The sequence below is a fragment of the Dysgonomonas massiliensis genome (assembly GCF_900240225.1).
Taxonomy (GTDB): domain Bacteria; phylum Bacteroidota; class Bacteroidia; order Bacteroidales; family Dysgonomonadaceae; genus Dysgonomonas; species Dysgonomonas massiliensis.
On the sequence record NZ_OEPV01000012.1, the window covers coordinates 46,115 to 66,509 of the forward strand.

13 protein-coding genes are annotated in these 20,395 nt (G+C 39.0%); 7 read left to right on the forward strand and 6 right to left on the reverse strand.

What is annotated here, in order from left to right:
- Nucleotides 1-54 precede the first annotated feature (54 nt).
- Entirely contained in the window at nt 55-1,326 is a 1,272-nt protein-coding gene (locus tag C1A06_RS12435) for a replication-associated recombination protein A (protein WP_101690540.1), read from the reverse strand.
- A 238-nt stretch (nt 1,327-1,564) separates the two neighbouring features.
- Here C1A06_RS12435 and C1A06_RS12440 point away from each other — a divergent pair, with 238 nt between their 5' ends.
- From C1A06_RS12440 to C1A06_RS12450, 3 genes are all read left to right on the forward strand, one after another.
- A complete protein-coding gene (locus C1A06_RS12440; protein ID WP_101690541.1) occupies nt 1,565-3,586 on the forward strand; it encodes a transketolase family protein in 2,022 nt (673 codons plus the stop codon).
- Complete coding sequence (gene rpiB, locus C1A06_RS12445; RefSeq protein WP_101690542.1) at nt 3,583-4,044, forward strand: ribose 5-phosphate isomerase B; 462 nt, start codon at nt 3,583-3,585, stop codon at nt 4,042-4,044. The genes C1A06_RS12440 and rpiB overlap by 4 nt, the downstream gene beginning before the upstream one ends.
- A gap of 99 nt (nt 4,045-4,143) precedes the next feature.
- Entirely contained in the window at nt 4,144-5,037 is an 894-nt protein-coding gene (locus tag C1A06_RS12450; RefSeq protein WP_101690543.1) for a DMT family transporter, read from the forward strand.
- 46 nt (nt 5,038-5,083) lie between these two features.
- Here C1A06_RS12450 and metH read toward each other — a convergent pair whose 3' ends face one another.
- The 3 genes from metH to C1A06_RS12465 form a co-directional block, all read right to left on the reverse strand.
- A complete protein-coding gene (gene metH / locus C1A06_RS12455) occupies nt 5,084-8,821 on the reverse strand; it encodes a methionine synthase (RefSeq protein ID WP_281253962.1) in 3,738 nt (1,245 codons plus the stop codon).
- Nucleotides 8,822-8,898: 77 nt separating this feature from the next.
- Nucleotides 8,899-10,044: a galactokinase gene (gene galK / locus C1A06_RS12460; protein WP_101690545.1), complete on the reverse strand. Its 1,146-nt coding sequence runs from the start codon at nt 10,042-10,044 to the stop codon at nt 8,899-8,901.
- Nucleotides 10,045-10,153: 109 nt separating this feature from the next.
- A complete protein-coding gene (locus tag C1A06_RS12465; RefSeq protein WP_101690546.1) occupies nt 10,154-13,057 on the reverse strand; it encodes a PD-(D/E)XK nuclease family protein in 2,904 nt (967 codons plus the stop codon).
- Between the two features lie 80 nt (nt 13,058-13,137).
- Between C1A06_RS12465 and C1A06_RS12470 the strand changes: the two genes are divergently transcribed.
- Nucleotides 13,138-13,836 (forward strand): VIT1/CCC1 transporter family protein, encoded by a 699-nt coding sequence (locus tag C1A06_RS12470; protein WP_101690547.1) that lies wholly within the window; start codon nt 13,138-13,140, stop codon nt 13,834-13,836.
- Between the two features lie 52 nt (nt 13,837-13,888).
- Here C1A06_RS12470 and mdh read toward each other — a convergent pair whose 3' ends face one another.
- A complete protein-coding gene (mdh, locus tag C1A06_RS12475; protein WP_101690548.1) occupies nt 13,889-14,824 on the reverse strand; it encodes a malate dehydrogenase in 936 nt (311 codons plus the stop codon).
- A gap of 237 nt (nt 14,825-15,061) precedes the next feature.
- Here mdh and C1A06_RS12480 point away from each other — a divergent pair, with 237 nt between their 5' ends.
- Both C1A06_RS12480 and C1A06_RS12485 read left to right on the forward strand, forming a co-directional pair.
- On the forward strand, nt 15,062-15,931 hold the full coding sequence (locus C1A06_RS12480; RefSeq protein ID WP_101690549.1) for a DUF8429 coiled-coil domain-containing protein: 870 nt from the start codon (nt 15,062-15,064) through the stop codon (nt 15,929-15,931).
- A gap of 152 nt (nt 15,932-16,083) precedes the next feature.
- On the forward strand, nt 16,084-17,520 hold the full coding sequence (locus C1A06_RS12485) for an alpha-amylase (protein ID WP_101690550.1): 1,437 nt from the start codon (nt 16,084-16,086) through the stop codon (nt 17,518-17,520).
- 49 nt (nt 17,521-17,569) lie between these two features.
- Here C1A06_RS12485 and htpG read toward each other — a convergent pair whose 3' ends face one another.
- Nucleotides 17,570-19,456 (reverse strand): molecular chaperone HtpG, encoded by a 1,887-nt coding sequence (gene htpG, locus C1A06_RS12490; RefSeq protein ID WP_101690551.1) that lies wholly within the window; start codon nt 19,454-19,456, stop codon nt 17,570-17,572.
- A 380-nt stretch (nt 19,457-19,836) separates the two neighbouring features.
- Here htpG and C1A06_RS12495 point away from each other — a divergent pair, with 380 nt between their 5' ends.
- Nucleotides 19,837-20,364, forward strand: a complete 528-nt coding sequence (locus C1A06_RS12495) for an RNA polymerase sigma factor (protein WP_101690552.1) — start codon at nt 19,837-19,839, stop codon at nt 20,362-20,364.
- Nucleotides 20,365-20,395: the final 31 nt, after the last annotated feature.

Here is a 20,395-nt window from a genome sequence, read left to right on the forward strand (position 1 = left end):
AATAATCACATCAAAATGCAATTTTAGAATAATTTAAGAAGCTTTGTAATTAGATCATTTATATCGGTCTTTCCAAAGTCGTTTCATGTGTTCGACAATTTTAGCTTCGGACGGGTTTTGCTGTGGATCCCAAAAACAGCTATTTTTAATCTCTTTGGGTAGATAGTCTTGTTCTACAAAATTGTTTGCATAGTTGTGCGAATAAAGATATTCTTTACCATAATCAAGTTCTTTCATCAACTTGGTCGGTGCATTACGAAGGTGTAACGGAACTGGTAGATTTCCCGTTTCATTTACTAAAGCAATAGCCTTATCAATAGATAGGTATGCCGAATTACTTTTAGCAGAAGTAGCCAAATAAATTGTAGTTTCAGCCAAGACTATCCGTCCTTCGGGCCAGCCTATTTTCTGAAGTGTTTCGAAACATGCATTTGCCAATAATAAAGCATTCGGATTTGCCAATCCAATATCTTCGGCTGCCGAAATGACCAATCTGCGAGCTATGAATTTTGGGTCTTCCCCTCCTGCAACCATTCTTGCCAACCAATAGATTGCAGCATCGGGATCACTACCACGAATCGATTTTATGAAAGCTGAAATAATATCGTAATGCATCTCGCCGCCTTTATCGTATGCGGCAGGATTCTCCTGCAACCGCTCGGTTACGATCTTATCGTTGATGATTACTTTATTTTCTGTTTCAGCCTCGATTATTAGATCTAATATATTCAGTAATTTACGAGCATCACCACCCGAAAAACGAAGTAATGCGTTCGTCTCCTGAATATCAATATCACGCTCTTTCAAAATCGAATCCTGAGTTATAGCACGTTGTATCAACTCCTCGAGATCAGCTTTTTCTAACGATTTGAGCACATAAACCTGACAGCGTGACAATAATGGACGAATAACTTCGAACGAAGGGTTTTCTGTTGTTGCTCCAATCAATGTAACAACTCCCGTTTCAACAGCTCCAAGCAATGAATCTTGTTGCGATTTTGAGAAACGATGGATTTCATCAATAAAGAGGATTGGGCTGACTGATCCGAAAAACTGATTACGCTTTGCCGTATCTATTACTTCTCGGACATCTTTTACTCCCGAATTGATTGCACTTAATGTATAAAACGGAGTCTCTAGAGTATTAGCTATAATCTGTGCCAAGGTAGTCTTACCTACCCCGGGAGGTCCCCATAAAATAAACGACGGCACTCGCCCCGATTCGATCATCTTACGTAAAACAGCACCTTGTCCTACAAGGTGTTTCTGCCCGATATATTCATCTAATGATCGGGGACGCAATCGTTCCGCTAGAGGTTGAGCCATAATCGCAATATCTAATTATTGTAAAATCCCCAAATTAACAAAAAAGAGAATTCTATTTACACAAAGATAACTCATTGAAACCTTATTGTCAATTTCTAAAAAACAAAGTTTTCAAATAACTAAACAACCTGAGTTTTCTTGCTCTTTTGTAAGGAATTCTAAGAGAAAAATCACAATAAAATAGCTATATTTGTACGTTACGAAGAAAATCTATAAATAATCAAAAAATATAAACTCTATGAATGACGTAAAATTACTGAATCGTGCAGCAGACAACATCCGTATCCTTGCTGCTTCTATGGTTGAGAAGGCGAAATCTGGTCACCCGGGTGGTGCAATGGGCGGAGCTGACTTCATCAATGTCCTTTACTCTGAATTCTTGGTATTCGATCCTAAAAATCCTGCTTGGGAAGGTCGCGACCGTTTCTTCCTTGACCCTGGACACATGGCTCCGATGCTATATTCGACTTTGGCATTGATCAACAAGTTTACGCTTGAAGATCTTCAACAACTTCGCCAATGGGGAAGCGTTACACCAGGACACCCTGAAAGAGACTTGATGCGTGGTATCGAAAACACATCAGGACCTCTGGGACAAGGACACGCTTATGCAGTAGGTGCTGCTATTGCTGCTAAATTCCTTCAACATCGTTTTGGCGATGTAATGGATCAAACAATCTATGCATTCATTTCGGATGGTGGTATCCAAGAAGAAATCTCTCAAGGTGCAGGACGTACAGCGGGTCACTTAGGTTTAAATAACCTGATCATGTTCTACGACTCAAATGGCATCCAGCTATCTACACCAACAAGCGAAGTTACAGAAGAAGATGTAGCTGCTAAATACGAAGCTTGGGGATGGCGTGTAATCACAATCGACGGAAACAACGCAACTGAAATACGTGCAGCTCTGACTGAAGCTAAACTAGAAAAAGAAAAACCAACCCTAATCATTGGTAAAACAATTATGGGTAAAGGTGCTCGTAAAGCAGACGGTTCTAGCTTCGAAAACAGTACATCTACACATGGTGCTCCTCTAGGAAGCGGAAACTTCGAAAAGACTGTTGAAAATCTAGGCGGTGATCCTAAAAATCCGTTCACTATATTCCCAGAAGTAAAAGAGCTATACGCAAAACGCGAAGCTGAACTAAACGATATCGTTGCTAAGAAACTTGCAGCAAAAGCTGAATGGGCAAAAGCAAACCCTGAATTAGCAGCAAAAATGGAAGCTTGGTTCAAAGGTGAAGCTCCGAAAGTAAACTGGGAAGCTATCGAACAAAAACCTGGTCAAGCAACACGTGCAGCTTCGGCGACAGTACTTGGAGCTTTAGCTCAACAAGTTGAAAATATGATCGTTTCATCTGCTGACTTATCAAACTCTGATAAAACAGACGGTTTCTTGAACAAAACAACATCAATGAAGAAAGGTGACTTCAGCGGAGCTTTCCTTCAAGCTGGTGTTTCTGAGCTTACAATGGCAGCACTATCTGTAGGTATGATGTTGCATGGCGGTGTTATTGCAGCTTGTGGTACTTTCTTCGTATTCTCTGACTATATGAAACCAGTTGTTCGTATGGCTGCATTGATGGAAGTTCCGGTTAAGTTTGTATGGACACACGACGCATTCCGTGTTGGTGAAGATGGTCCTACTCACGAACCAGTTGAACAAGAAGCTCAAATCCGTTTGATGGAAAAACTTCAAAACCACAGCGGCGAAAACTCGATGCTAGTTCTTCGTCCGGCTGACGTTCAAGAAGCTACTGTTGCTTGGAAAATGGCAATGGAAAATACTTCAACTCCAACCGGTTTGATCCTTTCTCGTCAAAACATTACAGATCTTCCTGCAAAGGAATCTCGTTACAAAGAAGCTCTTCAATCTGACAAAGGTGCTTATATCGTATCCGATGAAGCTAACTTCGATGTTATTCTTCTTGCTTCAGGTTCTGAAGTTTCAACTCTGGTAGAAGGAGCTAAATTATTGAATGCTGACGGAATAAAAGCACGTATTGTTTCTGTTCCATCAGAAGGTTTGTTCCGCAAACAAAGCAAAGAATATCAGGAATCAGTACTTCCTGCTGACAAAAAGAAATTCGGTCTTACTGCAGGTCTTCCAGTAACACTTGAAGGACTTGTAGGACACAATGGTTCTGTTTGGGGACTTAACTCATTCGGTTTCTCTGCTCCATATACAGTATTGGATGAGAAACTAGGTTTCACTGCTGAAAATGTATACAAGCAAGTTAAAGAACTTTTGAAATGAAAAATTTGATCTCGAAAACAGATAAACCGATCGGACTAGCTGGCGATCATGCAGGTTTCGAAATGAAAGCTGCTGTGATTAAGCTTTTCGAAGAATCGGGAATCAAATACATTGATTTTGGATCATATTCTACCGAGAGTGTAGATTATCCTGACTTTGCACACAAATTAGCTAATGCTATTGACAACGGCGAGTGCGAATACGGAATTACATTCTGCGGAACGGGAAATGGAATCAATATGGTAATGAACAAACATCAAAAAGTTCGTTCAGGACTGTGTTGGAATACTGAGATAGCAGAACTTGTACGTAAGCACAACAATGCTAATGCATTGAGTATGCCAGCTCGTTTCATTTCGATAGAAGAAGGTCTTAGAATCGTAGATAAATTCTTCAGTACCGAATTTGAAGGAGGAAGACATCAAACAAGAATTGATAAAATTCCGCTTTGCAAATAAGAATACTTTCAAAAAACCTGACTGGTAAGTCAGGTTTTTTTTGTTTTAACACCATCTATTCAACTAAAACAATACATTTGCAGCGTCAAATATTAAGTGATGGGAAAGACATTTTTCAAACTCCATTTATCTATTCTGTTAGCCGGATTTACGGGGATTTTCGGTAAACTAATCTCACTCAACGAGGGAATGCTGGTTTGGTACAGAACGTTACTAGCCAGTGTACTTTATATGCTTTTCTTGATCGCTATAAAAAAAATGCCACGAATATCAGGACGAGATTTCTTTCGTATTGCAAAAGTCGGAGCTGTACTGTCTCTACATTGGATATTCTTCTACGGAAGTATCAAAGCTTCGAATGTTTCTATCGGAGTGGTCTGTTTCTCGCTTGTAGGATTGTTTACAGCCGTTCTCGAACCAATTATGCTACATCGTCGATTCTCTGCGCGTGAACTTATTTACAGTTTGATTACTTTACTTGGTGTAATGCTGATATTCTCGTTCGACACACGCTATCGATTCGGGATTACGCTCGGAATAATATCAGCGGCTTTTGCCTCTTTGTTCACAATTATGACAAAGAAAATCAACGCAGACTACCCTCCACGAACAATTTTACTCTACGAGATGATTGGCGGATTCTTAATGATATCATTATTACTTCCAATCTATCTTCACTTCAATCCAACCGACTCGATGCTACCAACAAAACTGGATATTGTCTGGCTACTACTATTCGTTATCTTATGTACGATCGGACTGCAATTGCTACAAATTCAGGTATTAAGAAAAGTATCGGCATTCACAGTTAATCTGAGCTATAACCTCGAACCCGTTTATAGTATTATTCTAGCAATGGCTTTTTTCGGAGAAGCCAAAGAACTTAACTTTTCTTTCTATATCGGCGTATCGCTCGTTATACTTTCTGTATTGTTACAAACATTCGACAGCATAAGAAATCGCAAGCAGGAAAATCCTGCTATTAATTCATAAAAAAGGCTTCCGAATGGAAGCCTTTTATCTTTATCGAGTTTATTTCTTAAATCAAGTTAGCTGCTAAGAACTTTCTCATTTGCCCGGGATCGATACCACGATGAGCAGTATAAACTTTAGCTTGTTCTTTATCTATATTTCCGATAGTGAAATATTTAGACTGCGGATGCGAAATAATAATTCCACTGACTGCTGCATTCGGATACATCACGCCATTTTCGGTCAAACGAACTCCAATCTCAGACGATTGTAACAAATTGTCGTTCAATAAAAAGTTTACCGACTGATCAGGAATCGATGGATAGCCAACTGCCGGACGGATTCCCTGATATTTCAGAGCAAACATTTCGTTAACCGAAATACTTTCTTCTGCAGCAAATCCCCAATATTCTTTACGAATACGAGCATGTAGCCACTCGGTTGTTGCTTCAGCCAAACGGTCAAGTACCGATTTCATCAGCAATGCGGTGTATTCATCTCCTTCTTCCTCGTATGCCTTAAGCATATTCTCGGCTTCGCCCAATCCGGCACTTACAGTAAATCCGGCAACGTAGTCTTTTTTACCCGAAGATTTCGGTGCAACAAAATCGCACAACGACAAGTAAAGATCTTTATCATTTTTCTTTTGTTGACGTAACATCGGGAAACAAACATCGTTTATATACAGACATTCGTCGTTGCTATACGCATCGTAAACACCAAATACTGCACCTATAAAATCAGCTTTTTCAGCAACAAACTTATCCAACAATGCACAAGCATCCTTGTAAAGCTTATATCCTTCTTCTGCTTTTTCGCGTTCGTCAGCCGAGAAGCTATTCAACCAAGTTTGCTTGCATGACATACAATCATCAAGATGCTGAACAGTTGCATATCGTGCCGATAGATTCCACGAGTGGAAGAAGAATTTCCAATCTATAAACGGAATAATATCCTCAATAAGAATATTTTTCAATACCTGACGTCCTTTTGTTAAAGGGGGCATAGCTTCATAACTATTCCAGTCGATTTTCAGCGACTTGCTCAAAGCCTCGGTATAAGGTAATAATTCAACGGTTTTATCTTTTGCAGACTCACGTAATGAGTCGTATTCTGCACGTATCTCAGCCGAGAAAACTTCTCTTGTTGTCGGATTCATCAATTTACCCACTGCAGCCGGAGCTTGCGAAGCATCCTTCACGTAAACGACTGAACCATTCGAATATTTCGGATCGATTTTTATAGCTGTATGCAATTTTGATGTAGTTGCGCCTCCGATCATCAATGGAATAGAATATCCTGCTTTTTGCATTTCTTCGGCAACAATACTCATTTCCTCCAAAGATGGTGTAATCAAGCCACTAAGACACATAATATCGGGCTTTTCTTCGGCTATTTTCTTTATTATAACCTCAGGAGGTGTCATCACACCAAGGTCAATCACTTCGTAATTATTACAAGCAAGAATGATAGCTACAATATTTTTACCTATATCGTGTACATCTCCTTTCACTGTAGCAATCAACAGTTTTCCGGCTTTATTGCTTCCGTTTGATGATGCTTTCTGAGCCTCAAGTGTTGGTTGCAGAATCGCTACTGCACGTTTCATTGTACGGGCAGTCTTAACAACTTGTGGCAAAAACATTTTACCTGAACCGAACAGCTCTCCTACCCGATTCATTCCATCCATCAAAGGCTTATCGATAATATCTACAGCCTTGGGATATACTTGTAAGGCTTCGGCTAGATCTTCTTCAAGATGATCGCTAATCCCTTTTACCAATGAATATTTAATACGTTCATCAAGCGAATAGCTGCGCCACTCTTCAATTTTCTCTTCAGTCTGTCCTAATTGTTCATTCTTAAGTTTTTCGGCTACTACAATCAGTTCGTCTGTAGATTCTGGCCGGCGATTGAAGATAACATCTTCAACCAAGTTACGCAGATCAGACGGGATATCGTCGTATACAATAGACTGCCCCGGATTAACGATTCCCATATCCATACCACGTTGAATAGCATGATATAAAAATACCGAGTGCATCACTTCGCGCACATAATCATTACCACGGAAAGAGAAAGATAAATTGCTCACCCCTCCACTAATCTTGGCATGAGGTAGATTCGCTTTTATCCAAGTAATTGTATCTAAATATGCAACGGCATAGCCACGATGTTCTTCTATACCCGTAGCAATTGCCAATATATTCGGGTCGAAAATTATATCCTGAGCAGGGAAACCATCATTGACTAATAATTTATATGCTCTCTCACAAATTTGAATCTTACGTTCGAAACTGTCGGCCTGCCCTACTTCATCAAAAGCCATGACAATTACGGCTGCTCCGTAGGCACGTATCAAACGAGCTTCGCGCAAAAATTCAGCTTCGCCGTTCTTTAGCGAAATCGAGTTTACAACCGACTTTCCTTGTGTGCATTTCAATCCTGCTTCAAGAACTTCCCACTTCGACGAATCAATCATTATCGGAATACGGGCAACATCAGGATCAGAAGCTATCAGATTCAAGAAAGTTGTCATTTCTTTCGCTGCATCCAACAGACCTTCATCCATATTTATATCCAGAATCTGTGCTCCGTCCTCAACTTGCTTCTGTGCAATTGTTAAAGCTTCTTCGTATTTCTGCTCTTTTATCAGTCGCAAGAACTTGCGCGAACCGGCAACATTGCATCGTTCGCCTACATTTATGAAATTGATTTCAGGCTTTGCTTCTAGCAGCTCCAAACCTGACAACTGCATATATGGAGATGCCTTAGCCGGCACATGAGGCTTAGCTCCCTCAACCAAACGTGCATAAGTTGCAATATGTGCTGGAGTTGTACCACAACAACCGCCAAGAATATTGACCAAACCTTCGTCGATGTATTCTTGTATCTGCACTGCCATTTTCTCGGGAGTCTCGTCATACTCTCCAAATTGATTTGGCAGTCCGGCATTCGGATAAGCCGAAATATAATTCGGAGCCAATCGTCCTAATTCCTTCAAGAACGGCTTCATATCCGTTGCTCCGAACGAACAGTTCAATCCTACCGAAAGGTAATCGATATGACTGATTGATGCCAAGAATGCTCCAACAGTTTGTCCCGATAAGGTTCTTCCTCCTTTATCAGCCAAGGTTACCGATATCATGATCGGCATATCTATATTGCGTTCTTTACGTACCTCATCTGCGGCAAAAAGTGCAGCTTTAGCATTCAACGTATCGAAGATAGTTTCAATCAGAAGTAAATCGACTCCTCCATCAATTAAGCCTTCGACCTGCTGACGATAAGCCAGTTTCAGATCATCGAAAGTGATAGCTCTGAAAATTGGATTCTCAACTTTAGGACTAATCGATGCTGTCTTATTTGTTGGTCCCATCGATCCGGCTACAAAGCGAGGTTTAGATGGTGTTTTCTTTGTATAATCATCTGCTGCACGACGTGCTATCTGGGCTGCAGCTATATTCAATTCGCGAACAAAAGCCTCATCTGCCAATCCATAATCATCCATCGAAATGGATTGAGCATTAAATGAATTGGTTTCTATTATATCTGCCCCAATCTCCAAATATTCACGATGAATTTCTTCAATGATAGCGGGTTGAGTGAGACACAATAGGTCGTTATTGCCTTTTTGCAATATCTTCGAGTCTTTAAAACGCTCTCCTCTGTAGTCTTCTTCTTTTAGCTTATAGCGTTGTATCATCGTACCCATTGCTCCGTCCAGAACAAGGATACGATGCTTCAATATTTCCTTAATATTCTGCATCTGTTGATCTCTTTCGTTTGTAAGATTTACAAAGATATAAAAAAGAGCATAAAAAAATAGAGAGTAGTCGGATACTACCCTCTATTCGTATTATTATGTAACAATTTTACTAATTACATTAACTTGCGAGCACCATCTTTAATTACTACATCATAAACTTTCGGCTTGATACCGAATTTAGCTTCGTAGCTTTCTGTTGCACGTTTGATAAATGCATCGTATAGTTCGTTTTTCACAAGGTTGATAGTACAACCTCCGAAGCCTCCACCCATCATACGAGATCCAGCTACACCACATTCACGAGCAACGTCGTTCAAGAAATCAAGTTCTTCGCAGCTTACTTCGTATTTACGGCTAAGTCCAATGTGTGTTTCGTACATTTTTCTTCCTACTGTTACGTAGTCATCTTTTTCCAATGCATCACAAGCTTCACCCATACGAGCGATTTCTTCTATTACGAATTCAGCACGCATATAGTCTTCTGCACTAACTTCGTTAGCTACTTCTTTCAGCATATTGATATTTGCATCACGCAACAACTCAACTTCCGGATGATATTTACGGATATGAGCTGCAACATTTTCGCATGATTCGCGACGTTTGTTATAAGCCGACGAAGCCAATTCGTGAGCTACGCAAGTATTAACCAATACCAGACGGTAGCCTTCCGGATGGAATGGTACATATTTGTATTCTAATGAGCGGCAATCCAAACGAATCAACGATCCTTCTTTACCGAAGCATGAAGCAAATTGGTCCATGATACCACATTTCACTCCCACATAATTGTGTTCTGTAGCTTGACCGATTTTAGCTAGTTCGAAGCGATCGAAACCGAGATTGTACATATCGTTCAATGCGAAACCGAAACAACTTTCAAGAGCAGCCGAAGATGACATACCTGCACCTAGAGGCACATCGCCAGCAAATACAGTGTCAAATCCTTGAGGTTTTGCTCCGCGTTTGATCATTTCGTTACAAACTCCGAACAGATATTTTGCCCAACTTTGTGCGGGTAAATTTTGCAAGTCAAATTCTGCACTTTCGTTCAAGTCCATTGCAAATGCACGAACTTTATCTGCTGTACCGTTAGGTTTGATAACACAGTACATAGCTTTATCGATTGCGCCTGGCAATACGAATCCACCATTATAGTCAGTGTGTTCACCAATTAGGTTGATACGTCCCGGTGAAGTGTAAACTGATCCTTCTGATCCGTAAAGCTCTTGGAATTTTTCTTGTAATACTTTAATCTCCATGGTATGAATATTTATTTTATAAATTAATATTATTTGTTTTTCGGAAGCATAAAATTATAAATATAATGGCAAAGTGTATGCCAAAAATCGGTCAAAAGATACCACTATTTCATCTTTTACAGATATTTGTAAAAGAACACCACTTACAGGCCTCTGAAGTAGTGGTCTGATCGAACGAGATTTGCTCATCAAAAATCTCTTCAAGACAAGAATCGAACATTTCTCTGAACTCTTCTCGATATTCGGCAAAGTCGCGGACTTGGACTCCATTTCCTGCATCAGGTTTATAGAGTACACTGGGATCAAATTTATCGTTAAATAAATTTCGCAAGTAATAAATTCCTGGTTCCAGAATTACTTCAGGATGCTTTATCATATAAAGATGAGCATACATGAATACCTGCATTACAGCCTTTGGACGATCTTTCAAATCCTTGTCAAAAAGATCGGCCATAGCCTTGAATCGTAGATCTCCTTTTCCGGTTTTATAGTCTATAATGCGGGTACAGCCTTTCACTTTATCAACCCGGTCGATAAAACTTTTCAGCGAAACCGATTTTCCTGATGGTAAAGGATAATCTAACAAAAGCTTTTCTTCCGATTCTTCGTATATAAACGGAGTCAGTCGTGCATCGGTATGTAGAACTTGTTTTACGTATTTGCGAAGGACTTCTCCGGTCAGATAATTTTGTCCAGTCAAAGGTTTCACTTTTTCAGTCTTGAAGAAATTTCGAGCAAAAGATTTTTCGATCAATTCAGTCAGATACTTATCGTCGACAGCTACTTTGTTCAACAGATCGGCAGTAACCATTTTACCTTCCAATCGCTCATAAATCGACTCCATGATATAATGGAATATCGTACCGAACATACTCGATTCGATCGTCTCGGCTACTTCTTCCTCATCTTCCATTTTCTCGACAACGGAGAAATAGAATTGTAGCGGACAATTGAGATACATATTAATCGAACTGGCCGATAAGCTCCGCTCGCCACCCGAAAGGAAGTTACTCAAACGATCCATTATCTGAGGTGTTTTGTGTACCGATATGGATAAGCTTTCGCTGGAAGAGACTTTATATACAGCCAACTTTTCGCTGATATCGAACGAATCGTTATATAGGTATTTTATCTGATTGAAATAACGGCTAACTTCTCCTGTTTGAAGCCCTTCGGTACGAGTATCGTAAAGAAGATATATATTTTTAGCTCGATTGATCAAACGATAGAAGTGATATGCAAATATGCTATCCTGATGCTCATAAGTTGGCAGATCGAACCCTTGACGCAGATTGTATGGTATAAATGAGTTTGTTGCGCGTTTCATAGGGAAAATTCCTTCGTTCATCGACAGAATAACCAGATTGTCAAAATCGAGAGCACGAGTCTCCAGAACTCCCATTATCTGCAATCCCGACAAAGGTTCTCCGCTAAACGGAACGCTTATATTAATAATCAGCTTTTTCAGCAGTTTGAAATAAGTCTCAATCAACATCTGTGGTTTTATAACCTTCAATACTTCATCCAGTCTATTTACAGTTTTGTAGTATTCAATTATAAATTCACATTCAATATCAATCGATCGTGTATTAGCTTGCGCTTCAATATCTTTATCGTCCATATCATGACGCTTTAGGGATAGTGATTTCTGCAAAAAAGCCAGAATATCTTTTATATATTCAGGAATTTCAGACCAATCGTTTATAGGGCGAAATATCAGTTCGAGAAGCTGATGCTGATTCAGGTCTTCCCGAGAGACTATTATTTTATTATAACGAACAATCTGATTGCGAATTTCTTTTACTGTATCACCAGTGATCTGAATAATGTATCTATGATTCAAGATAGACATCACTGGACGGAAATAAAAACCAATCCGTCCACCCGTTTGGCGCACATTCTTCTGTAGCTCGAAAATATACTCCATCAGCCCAGATACAGACGAGTTCTTCAGGCTATACCCCATTGTTACGTTAATCTTATCTACCGATTCGGGAATCGAATAAAGCGTGGGAATCAACAGATTTTCGTCAGGCAAAACAATTGCAGTATTCAAACCCTCGTTTTCGGAAGTAATTTCTTTCTCGTCGACCAACGATTCGATAATCGTATACACATATTTCGCTTGTCCAACGGCCGATGGTATCCCTATTAATTCGATTGTAGGTTTAAACAGACTCTGTTCTTCGGGCTGAAGTTCTAACTGCGAAGGAAATTGAACCTTATTTTTACTTACAAAAAGCGAAGCTCTGTTCTGCGAATCGCAAACCAAAGGCGAACTGTAATCCCAGTAAAAATCGGCAATACCACGTTTCTGTAGGTATCTCAACAAGGTTTCTTCCGACTTACTATGACCATTAAGACCAACGAATATAATTTTTTCTGTATCTATCGGCAAATCTTCTTTGCGTAACGCTATCTCAGCCACTTCTCTGAAAATCATTCCTTCATAGGCTAGCCCCTTAGCCATCAAACCCTCGCGAAGCCTAGAATATAATTCAAAAAGGACCTCCCACATTTCAAGGAAATCTTTTTTCTTCGCATTCTCTCCTATCGGCAGAAAATTCGTCCAAAACCGCCTTATGGCTTCTACTTGATCTTCGGATAGAAACGAATAATCCGAATCAATCTCTTTCAGATCGTAGATATTATGAAACAACTGCTTGGCATCGACCAGATACTTATCAACATCGTCAAAATCATTCAACAGCATATCTCCCCAATAGAGAAATTCGTCGAATGTTTCGCTAGATTTACTTATATCGATGTAAATATCGTAAAGCAGGAAAAGCATCTCGATGCGATCGGCTTTTTTATAACCGCTCAATCGTTCGAATAAGTCTGAGATTGTCAATATAGATGGAGAGAAAATCGGCTTTTGCGCGATCTCGGCCAAATATTTCTGAAAAAACAATCCGGCACGTCGGTTCGGGAAAACAAACGTATAACGACTAACGGCTGCACCATATTTATTATAGTAGGCCTGAGCAACATTGTATAAAAAAGGAATCATCTATTTTTTTGCTTTGACCTACGAAAATAATCATTTTTAGAGTAACTTAGTATACCTCTTTAACATTTAATCGAAACAACATGATATATCCAAATTCCGAAAATCACTATGTACATCGCAACAATTGGTTACGTGCAGCCGTTCTGGGAGCAAATGATGGAATCATTTCTACCACAAGCCTTGTCATCGGAGTAGCTGCTGCCAGCTCGACGCGCGAAGCAATAATTATTGCAGCTGTAGCTAGTCTTGTAGCAGGTGCAGGATCAATGGCTGCCGGTGAATATGTATCGGTTAGCTCGCAAGCCGACACCGAAAAGGCTGACTTGCAGCGAGAATCTGCTGAATTGGAAAATCAGCCCGAAGAAGAACTCGACGAACTCACTGATATTTACATAAGACGAGGCCTGACAAAAGATTTAGCACGAGATGTTGCTATGCAATTGATGGCTCATAACGCTTTAGATGCTCATGCCAAAGAAGAACTGGGCATCAATGACATTTCGAAAGCCAAGCCTTTACAAGCAGCTGGAGCTTCTGCCGCATCGTTCATCAGTGGAGGTTTTATGCCTTGTCTTGTAGCTTGGTTAGCACCCGTCGAACATATGATTTATTGTCAGTATATCTTTGCTATTGTATTTCTTGCTATATCTGGAGCAATAGCTGCCAAGTTTGGTGGAGCTAATATTTTAAAATCAGTGCTTAGAATCTGTTTTTGGGGAACAGTAGCTATGGCAATCTCTGCATTCGTGGGATCATTATTCGGAGTGCAGGCCGGATAAAAAAAGGCCGCAAGTTTTTTACTTGCAGCCTTTCGTTTTATATCTCTGAAAATTATAGAGCGCCTTTCAATGCTTCGTTTGTTTTGCGAACTGCATTTGCAGATGCTTCGAATTTAGCACTTTCGTCTGCGTTCAATTTAAGGTCAACGATTTTTTCCCAACCGTTTTTACCTAAGATTACAGGAACACCCATACAGATATCTTTTTGTCCGTACTCGCCATCTAGCAATACGCTACAAACAATCATTTTCTTCTGATCGTGGATAACGCTTTCAACTACCGCTGCAGCTGCTGCACCCGGAGCATACCAAGCCGAAGTTCCAAGAAGACCAGTAAGTGTAGCACCACCAACCATTGTATCGGCAGCAACTTTATCCAATACTTCTTTCGATAGAAGTTCTGTTACCGGAATTCCTTTGTATGTAGCCAAACGAGTTACAGGGATCATTGTTGTATCGCCATGACCACCGATAACCATTCCTTCTACTTCGCTAGCATTGCAACCTAGAGCTTCGCTCAAGAAATATTTGAAACGAGAGCTGTCTAGCGCTCCACCCATACCGATTACGCGATTTTTAGGAAGACCTGTTACTTTAGCAGCCAAATAGTTCATTGTATCCATTGGGTTAGATACAATAACAAGAATTGTATTTGGTGAATATTTAAGGATGTTTTCAGCTACCGATTTTACGATACCTGCATTTACTCCGATTAGCTCTTCACGAGTCATACCTGGTTTACGAGGGATACCCGATGTGATAACTACTACATCCGAGTTTGCTGTAGCAGCATAATCGTTAGTTACACCTTTGATACGGCTATCGAAACCTAACAGCTGAACTGTTTGGTTCATATCCATAGCTTTACCTTCCGATACTCCTTCTTTCACGTCAAGCATGATTATTTCATCTGCTATTTCTTTGAAAGCTAAAACATTTGCACATGTTGCACCTACATTACCAGCGCCAACTACTGTTACTTTAGACATTGCGTTGTGATTTTATGATTATAAATTAAGTGAATTTCAATTAGTTTATTGTTTTTATATACTTCGTATATTTAGAATATTTTCACCTAACAAATTTACATTATTATTGCCAATTATGAAGCATTTTCTGTCTAAAAACCTTCCAATTTATTAAAAATACAAAAGTGAAATCTTCTATTTAGCCAGATTTGAAAAAACATGTATATATTTGTATGTTTGATTTATTGAATAATAGTTATGAATAAAAATACAAAAATACTTAGTGGTGTTATAGTTTTACTCATTATCATATTTGGTGCTGTCATCTTTACGCTGAAAAAAGAGAATGATAACAACAAATTGGAATTGTCGATCAACAAACAGCAACTTGAAGATAATTATGCTGACTTGTCTATGCAATACGAGACAATGAAATTCAACATAAAGAACGACTCGTTATTGTTCCAATTGAATAATGAGCAAGCCAAAGTCCAACGTTTGCTTGAAGAACTAAAGACTGTAAAAGCAAATGATCAGGCCGAAATAAAGCGTCTGAATGATGAATTGGGCACTCTCAGAAAAGTACTCAGATCGTATGTTGCTCAGATCGACTCGTTGAACAGAGCAAACGAACAATTAAAGAAAGAGAAACAAGAAATCACTACCAAATATCAGGAAGCATCTCAAACTCTGAACAGAGTGACAGAAGAGAAAAAAGGATTGACAGAAATTGTAACTCTGGCTTCGAAACTGGATGCTACGAATATCTCTATTACGCCGACTAACAAAAAGGGAAAGGTTCAGAAAAAGATCAGTAAAACAGAACAGTTGGTTGTGAATTTCACAATAACTAAAAACATTACAGCCGAGCCGGGCGAAAGAACAATCTACGTACGTATCATGAAACCTGATAATGATGTGCTGACTAAGAGCCGTGCAAACTTATTCCCTTACGAAAATACAGAGATCAACTACTCGATGAAACGTATTATCGAATACGGAGGTGAAGAAGTTAACGTTGCACTATATTGGGATGTAGAAGAATATCTTATACCAGGAACATATCGTTGCGATATATTTGCGGATGGAAACCGTATCGGTTCAAAATCATTTGAGCTGAAAAAATAAATACGTCATCTCCGACTTCTGAATTCTAATTTGCATTACGCTAGACAGTAATGTAACAATGTGCTGTGTACAAAATAAGTTAAACAATCTGAAGATGTAAAACATTAATATTATTTCGATGTTCTACAGACACGGATTATTAACAATGATCAATGAAGAATAAACTTATCATGCAATACTTCGAGTGGAATATGCCCTCGGACGGAACCCTTTGGAACAGGCTGAAAGAGGATGCAGCCGCACTCCACAAAAAGGGGTTTACGGCTGTCTGGATTCCACCTGCTTGTAAAGCCATGTCGTATGAAAATACGGGTTACTCAATATATGACTTATTTGATCTGGGCGAATTCTTCCAGAAAGGAACACTCAGAACAAAATACGGGTCGAAACACGAACTGCAAGAAGCCATTAAAGAATTGCATAAATACGGAATAAAAGTTTATTTCGATGCTGTTCTGAATCATAAAGCCGGAGCCGATTATACTGAACATTTTCTGGTAAAAGAAGTTGATCCCAACAATCGTAATACGACAATAAGCGATGCATACGAAATTGAAGGATGGACAGGATTCAATTTTCCCGGCAGAAAGAATAAATATTCTTCTTTCAAATGGAATTACACGCACTTCAAAGGGATAGACTGCAATGTTCAGAATGGCAAAAAGGCTATTTACCTGATACAAAAAAAAGACAATACTCATTGGTCGGAAGCGGTTGACAAAGAACTAGGTAACTACGACTATCTGATGCATGCCGATATTGATTACAGCAATACGGATGTTGTTGATCATGTCACCGAATGGGGACAATGGTTATGTAAGGAGCTGAATGTTGATGGCATGCGTTTGGATGCAGCAAAACACATTGATCTGAACTTTATTAAACATTTTATTGACAGCCTTCGTAAGAAGCAAGGCAATAATTTTTACTTTGTTGCCGAATATTGGTCGAGATATATCGATGCGTTTACGCATTTTCTTGAAGAAACAGACTTTCTTCCAAATATGTTTGATGTTCCGTTACATTACAATATGCACGAGGCTTCGATTCAAGACAATTACGATTTGAGAAATCTATTCAAGGAAACTCTCATCGAACGTCATCCGCGAAAAGCCGTTACATTTGTTGATAATCACGATTCGGAGCATGGAAGCTCGATGGATTCACCAGTTGCCGATTGGTTCAAGCCATCAGCTTATGCCCTACTCCTTCTGATGGAAAAAGGAACTCCTTCTATATTCTGGGGCGATTATCAAGCTAACGAATATCTGGAAAAGACACTTGATATGCTCATCAGAATCAGACAAAAATATGCTTACGGCAATCAGATAGATTATTTCAACAATCCAAATACGATAGGATTCGTACGTCCGGGAGTAAAAGATAAAGCCCGTTCAGGACTAGCCTTGCTGGTATCCAACAACGATGCCGATTCGAAGAATATGTTTGTTGGGGTGAGTCGTGCCGAACAAACATGGTACGATATCACTGGAAATATCCGTGAAGACATTGTAATCGGTCATGACGGATATGGACATTTCTCAGTCCCTGCTCGAAGTTTCTCGGTATGGGTAGAAAAAAGTAAATAAAAAAGGCTGTCAGATATTTCTAACAGCCTTTTTTAAGAATTCAATTAAATTATATCATTTCAGTACTTCTCTTGATAAAGTTATTCAAAGCTTCACCTTTCAGCATTCCCTTCGATAGCAATGCCAAATCGATCAACTGACGGATATTTTTATTGCCGTCAGCATATTCTTTTACAGCCTCTTTGTCTTTCGAATCAACATCTGCAAGAATAGATTTAACAAGAGGATGCTCAACATTTACTACCAAGTTGAAGTTATCTGGCATTTCACCATAAAAGCTCATGCCTGCTTGCATCTGAGCCATATCTTTCATACGACGCATAAACTCGTTCTGAGTAATCTGTACAGGTTGTCCTGACTCGCCTAAAGCGGCATAATCAACTGTGAATGATACTTTATCCGATTTAGGTAGTTGTGATGAGAAGGCCTCATTCAAACTTTCTTTCTGAGCATCGGTCAAGTCTACTTTCGATTCATCTTTTTTGATCAGATTTTCAACGATATCGCTATCTACACGTACAAATTGACTCTTTTCTAACTTACGTTCCAACAAACCAGCCATGTGTACATCCAACTGACCATCGAAAACAATAACATCGTAAGCTTTATCTTTTGCAGCACTGATATATGCATATTGATCATCGGTATTGTTGGCATACAAATAGACCAAATTGCCATCTTTGTCAGTCTGATTTGCACCTATCAAAGTTTTATATTCCTCGAGCGTAAAGAATTGTCCTTCGGTATTTTTCAACAAGAAGAACTTAGAAGCACGATCGTAGAACTTCTCGTCAGTAAGCATTCCATAGTCGATAAACAATTTCAAGCTATCCCACTTTTCTTCGAATTGTTTACGATCATTTTTGAAGATTTCTTCTAATTTGTCAGCCACTTTCTTAGTGATATAATTAGATATCTTCTTCACATTCTGATCACTTTGCAAATATGAACGTGACACGTTTAACGGAATATCCGGCGAATCAATCACTCCATGCATCAACATCAAGAATTCGGGTACGATACCTTCAACCGAGTCGGTTACGAATACCTGATTGCTATATAGCTGAATTTTATTCTTATTCAAATCAATATTACTCTTGATTTGAGGGAAATATAATACACCTGTCAATTTGAATGGATAGTCTACATTCAGATGAATCCAGAACATAGGTTCGTCACTGAAAGGATATAGATCTTGATAGAATTTCTTGTAATCCTCGTCTTTCAGATCGGTTGGTTTACGTGTCCAAAGAGGATTTGTATCGTTGATAATATTATCTTCTTCTGTTTCTACCGATTTTCCATCTTTCCATTCTGTCTTTTTACCAAAGGCAATCGGAACAGGCAGGAATCGACAGTATTTTTTCAAAAGTTTTTCTATTTCTGCTTTTTCTAGGAAATTCTTATTTTCATCGTCGATGTATAACACGATATCTGTTCCTCGATCAGCTTTTTCAGTTTTTGTTAGTGTATATTCCGGTGACCCGTCGCACGACCATTTTACCGCTTCGGCTCCATCGCGGAATGATTTAGTGATAATATCCACATGTTTCGACACCATGAACGCAGAATAAAATCCAAGTCCGAAATGCCCGATAATAGCATTAGCATCTTGTTTATATTTATCAAGGAATTCGTTTGCCGAAGAAAAAGCAATCTGATTGATGTATTTATCAATTTCTTCTTCGGTCATCCCGATACCTTTGTCTGAGATTGTAATTGTACCATTCTCTTTGTCGACCGATACGGAAACTGCCAATTCACCCAACTCGCCCTTAAACTCGCCTATCGATGCATAAGTCTTCAACTTCTGAGTGGCATCTACTGCATTTGAAACTAACTCACGCAAAAAAATCTCGTGATCGCTGTACAAGAATTTCTTGATAATCGGAAAAATGTTGTCCGTTGTTACTCCAATTTTACCTTTTTGTTCCATTTTATATATTTTTTAATTTATTTTTGTATATTGCAACCGTTAGACATAATAATCATAAACGATCGAATATTCTTTAAACAAAAAAAATGCCAGACAAGCGTGTGTGACATTTTGACATCCTGTTATACTTTTATAGTTATTTTACTTCAATAGATATTATTCATCAGACAAACATTCCGTTTATATTAACAATTAACCGGCTATTTGACTGAGTTTTACACGACCAACAATCTTATAGATTTTTTGTTCAAATCGTGAAATATCATACATTATATCTATTAAGATGAAATGTCTTTATCTTTGTACTTAACAAGTCCAAAATAATACATAAAAGGTATTTGTAGAATTAATATTCATAGTTTTACTTTATACACCTAAAGATGAAAGATAATAATTCAATCAAAAGTTTTGAAAACAACCTAGTTGATTTACAGAACAATATGCTAAGCTTCGCTCTGACGTTGACGTTAGACAAAGAGGCGGCAAACGACCTGCTACAAGAAACAACTTTACGCGCACTCAACAATAAAGACAAGTATTACGAGAATCTGAATTTCAAAGGCTGGGTATTCACTATAATGCACAACATTTTTGTGAACAATTATCGTCGTGCCGTACGCAGTCAGACAATTATTGATCAGACAGACAATCTCTATCATCTGAATATGCCTCAGGAATCGGGCTTCGATTCTCCTGAAAGTTCGTACAATCTGGCAGAAATCAACCGCGTCATCGAAAGTTTTGCCGACGATTACCGAATTCCTTTCAAGATGCACGTAGATGGTTACAAATACGAAGAGATAGGCGAAGCGCTGAAACTTCCGCTTGGAACAGTCAAGAGTCGAATCTTCTTTGCACGCAAGAGGTTGCAAGAGATATTGAAAGATTATAAATATCAGAACGATTGAAACTAACAGAATAAACAACCAAAAAGTCTCA

Excerpts from the sequence above, each read along its gene's own strand:
- C1A06_RS12450 (WP_101690543.1), top strand. The coding sequence starts at position 4,144 with ATGGGAAAGACATTTTTCAAACTCCATTTATCTATTCTGTTAGCCGGA.
- htpG (WP_101690551.1), bottom strand. The coding sequence starts at position 19,456 with ATGGAACAAAAAGGTAAAATTGGAGTAACAACGGACAACATTTTTCCG.
- galK (WP_101690545.1), bottom strand. The coding sequence starts at position 10,044 with ATGGAGATTAAAGTATTACAAGAAAAATTCCAAGAGCTTTACGGATCA.
- C1A06_RS12470 (WP_101690547.1), top strand. The coding sequence starts at position 13,138 with ATGATATATCCAAATTCCGAAAATCACTATGTACATCGCAACAATTGG.
- C1A06_RS12435 (WP_101690540.1), bottom strand. The coding sequence starts at position 1,326 with ATGGCTCAACCTCTAGCGGAACGATTGCGTCCCCGATCATTAGATGAA.
- C1A06_RS12440 (WP_101690541.1), top strand. The coding sequence starts at position 1,565 with ATGAATGACGTAAAATTACTGAATCGTGCAGCAGACAACATCCGTATC.
- C1A06_RS12495 (WP_101690552.1), top strand. The coding sequence starts at position 19,837 with ATGAAAGATAATAATTCAATCAAAAGTTTTGAAAACAACCTAGTTGAT.
- C1A06_RS12480 (WP_101690549.1), top strand. The coding sequence starts at position 15,062 with ATGAATAAAAATACAAAAATACTTAGTGGTGTTATAGTTTTACTCATT.
- mdh (WP_101690548.1), bottom strand. The coding sequence starts at position 14,824 with ATGTCTAAAGTAACAGTAGTTGGCGCTGGTAATGTAGGTGCAACATGT.
- rpiB (WP_101690542.1), top strand. The coding sequence starts at position 3,583 with ATGAAAAATTTGATCTCGAAAACAGATAAACCGATCGGACTAGCTGGC.
- C1A06_RS12485 (WP_101690550.1), top strand. The coding sequence starts at position 16,084 with ATGAAGAATAAACTTATCATGCAATACTTCGAGTGGAATATGCCCTCG.
- C1A06_RS12465 (WP_101690546.1), bottom strand. The coding sequence starts at position 13,057 with ATGATTCCTTTTTTATACAATGTTGCTCAGGCCTACTATAATAAATAT.